This window comes from Streptomyces sp. NPDC059668, assembly GCF_042734135.1.
GTDB lineage: Bacteria > Actinomycetota > Actinomycetes > Streptomycetales > Streptomycetaceae > Streptomyces.
In genome coordinates this window covers 177970-186556 of record NZ_JBHWEL010000009.1, presented here as the reverse complement: position 1 = coordinate 186556, position 8587 = coordinate 177970, and the positions used below count along the sequence as shown (strand labels likewise).

At 72.9% G+C, this 8587-nt stretch carries 7 protein-coding genes; 1 reads left to right on the top strand and 6 read right to left on the bottom strand.

Annotated features, from left to right (window positions below; translation table 11 throughout):
- Window positions 1-103: 103 nt before the first annotated feature.
- On the bottom strand, window positions 104-2653 hold the full coding sequence (locus ACFV2J_RS10320; RefSeq protein WP_385091332.1) for a polynucleotide kinase-phosphatase: 2550 nt from the start codon (window positions 2651-2653) through the stop codon (window positions 104-106).
- Window positions 2650-4125: a 3' terminal RNA ribose 2'-O-methyltransferase Hen1 gene (locus ACFV2J_RS10315; RefSeq protein ID WP_385091329.1), complete on the bottom strand. Its 1476-nt coding sequence runs from the start codon at window positions 4123-4125 to the stop codon at window positions 2650-2652. The genes ACFV2J_RS10320 and ACFV2J_RS10315 overlap by 4 nt, the downstream gene beginning before the upstream one ends.
- A gap of 382 nt (window positions 4126-4507) precedes the next feature.
- On the opposite strand from ACFV2J_RS10315, the gene ACFV2J_RS10310 reads away from it, so the two are divergent.
- The gene (locus ACFV2J_RS10310) at window positions 4508-5431 is read left to right on the top strand and encodes an LLM class F420-dependent oxidoreductase (RefSeq protein WP_385091326.1); all 924 of its coding nucleotides are present in this window, start codon (window positions 4508-4510) and stop codon (window positions 5429-5431) included.
- Window positions 5432-5690: 259 nt separating this feature from the next.
- Here the strand turns inward: ACFV2J_RS10310 and ACFV2J_RS10305 are convergent, their stop codons facing one another.
- From ACFV2J_RS10305 to ACFV2J_RS10290, 4 genes are all read right to left on the bottom strand, one after another.
- Window positions 5691-6167, bottom strand: a complete 477-nt coding sequence (locus tag ACFV2J_RS10305; protein WP_385091338.1) for a DUF6099 family protein — start codon at window positions 6165-6167, stop codon at window positions 5691-5693.
- 237 nt (window positions 6168-6404) lie between these two features.
- Complete coding sequence (locus tag ACFV2J_RS10300; protein ID WP_385091335.1) at window positions 6405-6728, bottom strand: nucleotide pyrophosphohydrolase; 324 nt, start codon at window positions 6726-6728, stop codon at window positions 6405-6407.
- A 107-nt stretch (window positions 6729-6835) separates the two neighbouring features.
- Entirely contained in the window at window positions 6836-8059 is a 1224-nt protein-coding gene (locus tag ACFV2J_RS10295) for an ATP-binding protein (protein WP_385091323.1), read from the bottom strand.
- A 92-nt stretch (window positions 8060-8151) separates the two neighbouring features.
- Complete coding sequence (locus tag ACFV2J_RS10290) at window positions 8152-8541, bottom strand: cell division protein SepF (protein WP_385091320.1); 390 nt, start codon at window positions 8539-8541, stop codon at window positions 8152-8154.
- Window positions 8542-8587 lie beyond the last annotated feature (46 nt).

Sequence of the window (8587 nt, the reverse complement as noted above, 5' to 3'; positions counted from 1 at the left end):
GGCCCGCACCACCAGCCCGTCCGGCGATTGAGGACAAGGCCCTTAAGGCCGGCGGGGGTCTGGGGGCGGCAGCCCCCAGATACGGCAGGGGCGAAACGAGCCGCTACAGACGGGGGTCCACCGGTTCGGACTCCAGGGCCAGCACGCCGAACACCGCCTCGTGCACCCTCCACAACGGCTCCCCCTCAGCCAGCCGCTCCAACGCCTCCAGCCCCAGCGCGTACTCCCGGATCGCCAGCGACCGCTTGTGGTTCAGGAACCGTCCCCGCAGGCGCGCCAGGTTCTCGGGCCGGGTGTACTCCGGTCCGTAGATGATCCGCAGGTACTCCCGCCCCCGGCACTTGATGCCGGGCTGCACCAGCCGACCCCGCGCGTCCCGGACGACCGCCCCCACGGGCTTGACGACCATGCCCTCACCCCCGCGCCCGGTCATCTCCAGCCACCAGTCGACACCGGCCCGCACGGACTCCGCGTCCCCGGTGTCCACGAACAGCCGCCGGGTCGTCCGCAGCAGCCCGCTCCCGTCGTGCTCGACGAGCCGGTCGATCAGCGCGAGCTGCTCGTCGTGCGGGAGCGCGGCCAGGCTGCGGCCCTGCGCCGCCAGGATCTGGAAGGGCGCGAGCCGCACCCCTTCCAGGCCGTCCGTCGTCCAGCAGTACCGCCGGTAGGCGTCGGTGAACGCCGCCGCGTCGGCGGCCCGTTCCCGCTGCCGGCCCAGCAGGTCCCCCACGTCGACGCCCCGCGCCGCCGCCCCTTCGAGCGCGGCCAGCGCTCCGGGGAACACCGCCCCGGACGCGGCGCCGACCGCCGCGTACTGCGTCCGCAGCAGCCCGGACGCCTTGAGCGACCACGGCATCAGCTCGGCGTCGAGCAACAGCCAGTCCGTCCCCAGTTCCTCCCACAGACCCGCGGCCCCCGCCGCGTCCCGCAGCCGCCCGAGGATCTCCTCGGTGACCTCGGCGTCGCCGAAGAAGGGCCTGCCGGTACGGGTGTACAGCGACCCGGTGGGCCCCTCGGCCACCCCGAACCGCTCGCGCGCCACCCCGGCGTCCCGGCAGACCAGCGCCACCGCCCGCGAGCCCATGTGCTTCTCCTCGCACACGACCCGGGCGACCCCGTCCTCCAGGTACTGGGCGAAGGCCTCCGCCGGGTGCTCCAGATAGCCCTCGACCCGGGACGTAGCGGTCGGTGCCATCGTCGGCGGGAGGTACGGGAGCAGCCGCGGGTCGACCGCGAACCGGCTCATGACCTCCAGGGCCGCCGCCGCGTTCTCCTCACGCACCGCGACCCGCCCCGCGTACCGGGTCTCGACCGCGCGCCGGCCGTACACGTCCGCGAGGTCGAGCGGACGCCCCTCGTGTCCGCCGGGCGCCTCGGAGGCCAGCGGCCTGGCGGGCTCGTACCAGACCCGCTCGGCGGGTACGTCGACGAGCTCGCGCTCGGGCCAGCGCAGCGCGGTCAGCTTGCCGCCGAAGACGGCGCCGGTGTCGACGCAGAGGGTGTTGTTCAGCCAGGTCGCCTGCGGCACCGGGGTGTGGCCGTAGACGACCGCCGCACGGCCCCGGTAGTCCTCCGCCCACGGATAGCGCACCGGCAGGCCGAACTCGTCCGTCTCACCGGTCGTGTCTCCGTACAGCGCGTGCGAACGCACCCGGCCGGAGGTGCGGCCGTGGTACCGCTCGGGCAGTCCGGCGTGGCAGACCACGAGCCGTCCGCCGTCCAGGACGTAGTGACTGACCAGGCCGTCGACGAACTCCCGTACCTGTGCCCGGAACTCCTCGCTCTCCCCCGCCAACTGGGCGACGGTCTCGGCGAGTCCGTGGGTGTGCTGGACCTTGCGGCCCTTGAGGTGACGGCCGAGCTTGTTCTCGTGGTTGCCGGGCACGCACAGCGCGTTGCCGGACCCGACCATCGACATCACGCGGCGCAGCACGCCGGGCGTGTCCGGCCCCCGGTCGACGAGGTCGCCGACGAAGACGGCCGTGCGGCCGCGCGGGTGCACACCGTCGACGTAGCCCAGCTTGCCGAGCAGGGTCTCCAGCTCCGAGGCGCAGCCGTGGATGTCGCCCACGATGTCGAAGGGGCCGGTCAGATGGGTCAGGTCGTTGAAGCGCCGCTCGGTGCTGATCCCGGCGCTCTCGATCTCCGCCTCGCCGCGCAGCACGTGCACCTTGCGGAAGCCCTCGCGCTCCAGGCCGCGCAGGGAGCGCCGGAGTTCGCGGATGTGCCGCTGGATGACACGGCGCGGCATGTCGGCCCGGTCGGTCCGCGAGCCGTTGCGTACGGCGCACACCTCCTCGGGCACGTCGAGGACGATCGCGATGGGCAGCACGTCGTGCTTCCTGGCGATCTCGATCAGCTGACGGCGGCTCTCCTGCTGGACGTTCGTCGCGTCCACCACCGTGCGCCGGCCCGCCGCGAGCCGTTTGCCCGCGATGTAGTGGAGGACGTCGAACGCGTCGCCGCTGGCGCTCTGGTCGTTCTCGTCGTCGGCGACGAGGCCCCGGCAGAAGTCGCTGGAGATGACCTCGGTCGGCTTGAAGTGCCGGCGGGCGAAGGTCGACTTGCCCGAGCCGGACGCGCCGATCAGGACCACGAGGGAGAGGTCGGTGACGGGCAGGACCCGCCCCTGGGTGGTGTCCTCGCTGCTCATGCGGCCTTCTCCTCCTTCGTGTCCGGGGTGGTGGTGTTCAGGGAGAACGTGGCCATCTGGGTCGGCGGCCCCACCTCGGGGTCGTCGGGGCCCACGGGCGTGAACTCCACTTCGTATCCGTGCCGTTCGGCCACCGCGCGCGCCCAGCTCCGGAACTCCTCGCGGGTCCACTCGAAGCGGTGGTCGCCGTGCCGGCGGTGTCCGGCGGGGAGGGTCTCCCAGCGGACGTTGTACTCGACGTTCGGGGTGGTCACGAGGACGGTCCCGGGGCGCGCGGAGCCGAACACCGCGTACTCCAGGGCCGACAGCCTGGGCGGGTCGACGTGTTCGACGACCTCGCTGAGCACGGCGGCGTCGTACCCCTTGAGCCGCTTGTCGGTGTAGGCGAGCGAGCCCTGCAGAAGCTGTACGCGTGCCGCCTGCCGCTCGCCCATCCGGTCCAGCTTGAGCCGGCGCGCGGCGATGGTGAGCGCGCGCATCGACACGTCCACGCCGACGATCTCGGTGAACCGCGCGTCCTTGAGCAGCGCCTGCACCAACTGCCCCTGTCCGCAGCCGAGGTCGAGGACCCGCCCGGCACCGCGGGCGTGCAGCGCGGCGAGGATCGCGTCCCGTCGCCGCACGGCGAGCGGAACCGGCCTGTCCTCGGTGTCGGTCTCCTCGTCGACCGCGTTGTCGATGTCCTCGACCTCGGTGTCGTCGGTCTCGGCGAGCCGGACGAGCTCCAGCCGCTCCATCGCCTCCCGCGTCAGGGACCAGCGCCGGGAGAGGTACCGGCTGGTGATCAGCTTCTGCTCGGGGTGCTCCGGCAGCCAGCCCTCGCCCGCACTCAGCAGCTTGTCCACCTCGTCGGACGACACCCAGTAGTGCTTGGCGTCGTCGAGCACGGGGAGCAGGACGTAGAGGTGGCGCAGTGCCTCGGCGAGCGTCAGCCGGGCCGACTCCAGGACGAGGCGGACGTACCGCGACGCACCCCACTCGGGGAACTCGGCGTCCAGCGCCACGGCCTCGACGTCCACGGTCCAGCCGAGCGGCTCGAACAGCTGGCGCACGAGGTCGGCGCCGCCGCGCGCGGGAAGCGCGGGCACCTCGATCCGGAGGGGCCGCGCACGATCGGGGAGGCCGGGCCTCGCGGCGCACCGACCCTTCATCGCGCTGGAGAACACCGCGCTCAGCGCCACGGCGAGCAGGGACGAGGCAGCGTACGGGCGGTCGTTGACGTACTGCGCGAGAGCGGCGTCGGGCGCGCCGCCGCGGCCCTTGCCCTTGCCGCGCCGGACCAGTGCCACCGCGTCGACCTCCAGCAGCAGCGCGGCCGTGCACCGCTCGACGGACGCCTCGGGGTAGAGGACGTGCGCGGTGCCGTAGGAGGTCGAGAACACCTGCGCCTTGTCGGGGTGCTTGTGCAGCAGGAATCCGAGGTCGGTCGCCGGGCGTTCCGGGTCGCCGGTGGTACTGATCGTCAGAAACACTGTGGGTCTGCCTCGAAACGTCATCTGAGCCGTGGAACTTCCGTACGGGCACGACCACGCGCTCCGGAACGCGTGCTCCGGGTGCCTGTGCTCCGGGGTACCTGTGTTCCGGGTGCGTGTACTCCCGGTGTCCGGTGCCGGACGACGGTGAACCGCGGCGGGGTAGGAGCGCGCCGTGCCGTGCCTTCGGCGCGCCTGCCCAACGTACAGCGAAGCTCTCGGGCGGAGCCCGGAATTTTCGCTGGTGACGGCCCACGACGGACGCGCGGACCGCCCGGGGCCGACCCCTCACGGCACCCCGTGTCCGGTTCGGCACGGTCGGTCACGGGTGGGACAGCGGTTCACGGCGGGACGGCTGACGGCACCGGTGCATGATGGATACATGGATCTTCGAGTCTTCACAGAACCGCAGCAAGGGGCGACCTACGAGACGCTGCTCCGCGTCGCCAAGGCCGCCGAAGACCTCCACTACGGAGCCTTCTTCCGCTCCGACCACTACTTGCACATGGGGTCCGTCGACGGGCTGCCGGGGCCCACCGACGCGTGGATCACGCTGGCCGGCCTCGCGCGCGAGACGGACCGGATCCGCCTGGGCACCCTGATGACGGCCGGCACCTTCCGTCTCCCCGGCGTCCTCGCCATCCAGGTGGCGCAGGTCGACCAGATGTCGGGCGGACGGGTGGAGCTCGGACTCGGCTCCGGCTGGTACGCGGACGAGCACGAGGCGTACGGGATTCCGTTCCCCAAGGAGAAGTTCGGCCGGCTGGAGGAACAACTCGCCGTCGTCACGGGCCTGTGGAACACGCCGGTCGGTGAACGGTTCACCTACGAGGGCGAGTTCTACCAGCTCAAGGACTCCCCCGCGCTGCCGAAGCCCGCGCAGTCGAAGGTACCGGTCCTGATCGGCGGCCACGGGGCCAAGCGGACGCCGGAACTGGCGGCGCGGTACGCCGACGAGTTCAACATCCCCTTCGCGTCCCTCGCGGACACCGAGCGGCAGTTCCAGCGGGTGCGGGCGGCGGCCGAGCGGGCCGGCCGCGGGGCGGACGACCTGGTGTACTCCAACGCGCTCGTCGCCTGTGTCGGCAGGACCGACCTGGAGGTGAAGCGTCGGGCCGACGCGATCGGGCGTGACGTGGAGGAGCTGAAGGCGAACGGTCTCGCGGGGTCGCCCGCGGAGGTCGTCGAGAGGATCGCCCGGTTCCAGGACGTCGGTTCGCAGCGGATGTATCTCCAGATGCTCGACCTCGACGACCTGGATCATCTTGAGCTGATCGCGTCCGAGGTGATGCCGCAGGTGGGTTGAGGGTTCGGGGCGGACGCGTCCATAGCCGGAGGCTCCGTCCTCAGGTCCCCGCTCCGGCCTTGAGGGCCTTGTCCTCAAGGGCCGGACGGGCTGGTGGTGCGGGCCCGCACTGGAGATCTTCAGCCCGTCCGGCGTTTGCGGACGAGCCCTTCGGGCGGGCGGGGGTCCAGGGGGCGCAGCGCTCCTGGCGGGGGCCTGGGGGGTGCGGAGCCCCCAGGGACGGATGATGGGACGGGTGGAGGCCGCGGGCGCGAAGGACCTACCCCGTCGCCCACCCTCTCTCCACCACCCCCTGATCCCGGTCCGCCAGCCGCCTCAGCATCTCCAGGACCCGGTCCCGGGACTCGTCCGCCGCGTCGATCGCCTCCATGCACTGCCAGTAAGTCCCCTGTTCGTCCGCCGCGCAGGCGACGCCGACGAGGGCGATGCCGACCTCCGCGAGAAGTCCCCCGAGACACAGCAGTGACTCGCGGGCGTCGCCCAACTCGGTGAGCCGCGCCGCGCGCAGATCGGCGATGTCGCGCGGCGCCGCGTCGAGGACACCGCATCCGCGCCCCGCCAGCTCGGTCAGCCCGAGGGCCTCGCCCCGCAGTTCGGGTGGCCCCGAGACGGCTAAGCGACTTCCTATGGCCTGGGCGAGGGCCTGCGCCTGCCACGCCTCCGCCACCACCTCGTCCATGTCCCCGGTCCCGGCCAGGGCGCGTCTGCTCGCCACGATGAGCCGCACCGCTTCCATGCGCTGCCCCCGTCTGTCCCGACGTACTCGTCGCACGTCCGCACGAACTCCCTTGTCCACTACCCAGAGTGAGTTCTCGCGCGACGAAAAGCCAGAGGAAGCCCGAAATCTGTGGACAGAGAATCGAATGTAGACAACTCAACGACTCCGGAGAGTGACAAGGGCGCGTGACGCCTGCCCTGGGAGCCGTCCTCGGGAGGCGGCGCACCCGCACCGGGCCCCGTCGAGGCCGCACCGCTACGGCCCCTCGGGCGCCGGAAACCTCCGCTCGTTGCGGTCGATCTTGGCGTCGAGCGCCGCCAGCGCGTCGATGCCGAGCACCTCGCACAGTTGCAGGAGGTAGGCCAGGACGTCCGCCACCTCGTCCGTGACGCGGTGCGCGGTGTCCGCGTCGTCCATGACCCGCGCCGACTCCTCGGGGGTCAACCACTGGAAGATCTCGACGAGTTCGGACGCCTCCACACTCAGTGCGGCGACCAGGTTCTTCGGGGTGTGGTATCGCTGCCAGCGCCGCGCGGCCGCGAAGGCGGCCAGCCGGCGCTGCAACTTCGGCACGTCCAGCCCACCGGCACGGGCGTCCGTACCGGCACCGGCACCGGCCCGCGCACCCGCACCCGCACCCGCACCCGCACCCGGATTCTCGTTTTCGCTTTCGTTTCCGCTCTCGCTCACGGCGTCAGGTCTACCACCGTGACACCCTCCACCCCGTCCAGCCCATCGGCCCCGCACACCCGGACGGCATCGCCCACCGCGCCCACGAGCCGGATGTGCCCCCGTTCGCACATCCGCGCCGCCAGCCGGACCAGCTCTCCGGCCTGCCGCACGTCCAGCCCGCGATCGAGACCGTCGGCCAGCACGGTCAGCGTCTGCAGCGCGGCCGGGACCTCCCCCGCCGCGTCGACCTCCAGCACTCCGGGGCCGGTGAGCAGCACCAGGGCCAGCGCCAGATACCTCAACTCGCCGTCCCCGAGCAGCCCGAGGGGCGTACGGACGCCGTCTCCGCGGTCGAGGAGCGCGCGGACCGTACCGTCACCGAGCGGCTCGGCCAGCACGTCGGCGACGGGGCCCGCGCAGCCGGCCCGGACCGCCGCGACCAGGTGCGCGTACCGGTGGCCGCACTCCGAGCGGGTCCGCCACAGGACGTCCGCGAGGTTGTCGCAGCCCCGGAGCAGCCGGCCCGCGCCGAGCGGGGTGGCGGTCCGCATCCGCCGGGGGCTCGGGTCGCAGGCGTACACGGACCGCAGGGCGACGACCATCTGCTCCGCGGCGGCGAGGACTTGGCGCTCGCCCTCCGTCCTGCCCGCGAGGCGCAGCGGCAGCAGGGCGGTGCCGAGGCGGTCGTCGGGGAGCGGGCCCCGGGTGACCACGGACGAGCCCGCCGTGTGCCACGCCGCCTGGACCGCGGGGCGCCCCGGGTCCCGCAGCGCCGTCTCCAGCAGGGTCAGCCCGCCGGCGGAGAGCCGTTCGCCGACGATGCGCAGTTCGGGCTCGGCCTGTACGGCGACGTCGAGCCGGACGGGCCCCAGGGGGCCGTCGGCCGTGCAGCCGATGCGGAAGCCGCGACGGCGCTGGGCGTCGGGCCGGGCCCGCTCGGGCACGCAGGCGACCGGGTCCGGGAACACCTCGCCCAGTTCGGCGCCGCCGCCGAGCCGCGCCAGTGCCTCGTACGCGCGCAGGACCGCGGACTTGCCGCTGCCGCTGGGCCCCGCGAAGAGGGTGAACGGTCCGAGCGGGAACCGGGCGCGCCGGTGGGCCGCGAAGGCCGCGAGCCGCAGCTCGGTGGTGCCGGGCCGGTCGGGGGGCGGCGCGGCGGGAGCGCCGTACGGGCCGGCCTGGGCGTGCGGCGGCCGGGCCTGGGCGGGGGCCTCGGCCGCCAGAGATGACAGGGTCATATGTGGACGGTAGGACCCCGCCCCCAGGGGAACCGTTACACCCCGACGACCTTCCTACGATCGAGGGAACCGCGCCCTCCGCATCGCCCGGCTCAGGCCCCGGGAACGCCCACGCCCTCCATCAGTCCCCGCACCTCGGTGCCGGGCGGTGTCAGCAGGAACACGTTCCGGTCGACCCGGTGCATTCCGCTCGCGAGCCCGAAGACCACTCCGGTGCTGAAGTCCAGCACCCGCTTGGCGACCTCGGTCTCGGCGCCGGTGAGGTCCAGCAGGACGGGGATGCCGGACATCAGTGTCTCGGCGACGTCGCGGGCGTCCGCGAACACGTTGACCCGCAGGACCACGAAGCGTCGCCGCGTCTCGGTCGGGGCCTCGGGCAACGCCCGGTGGCTCACCGCCGAGGGCCACGCGTCCCGGCCCCGCAGCGGAACGACCTGGGCGAGCCCTTCCCACTGCTCGTCGGTGACGTCGTGGCCGCTCACTGGCCCACCCCGTCCTGGCTCGCACTCATTGTCTGCACCGGGCAAT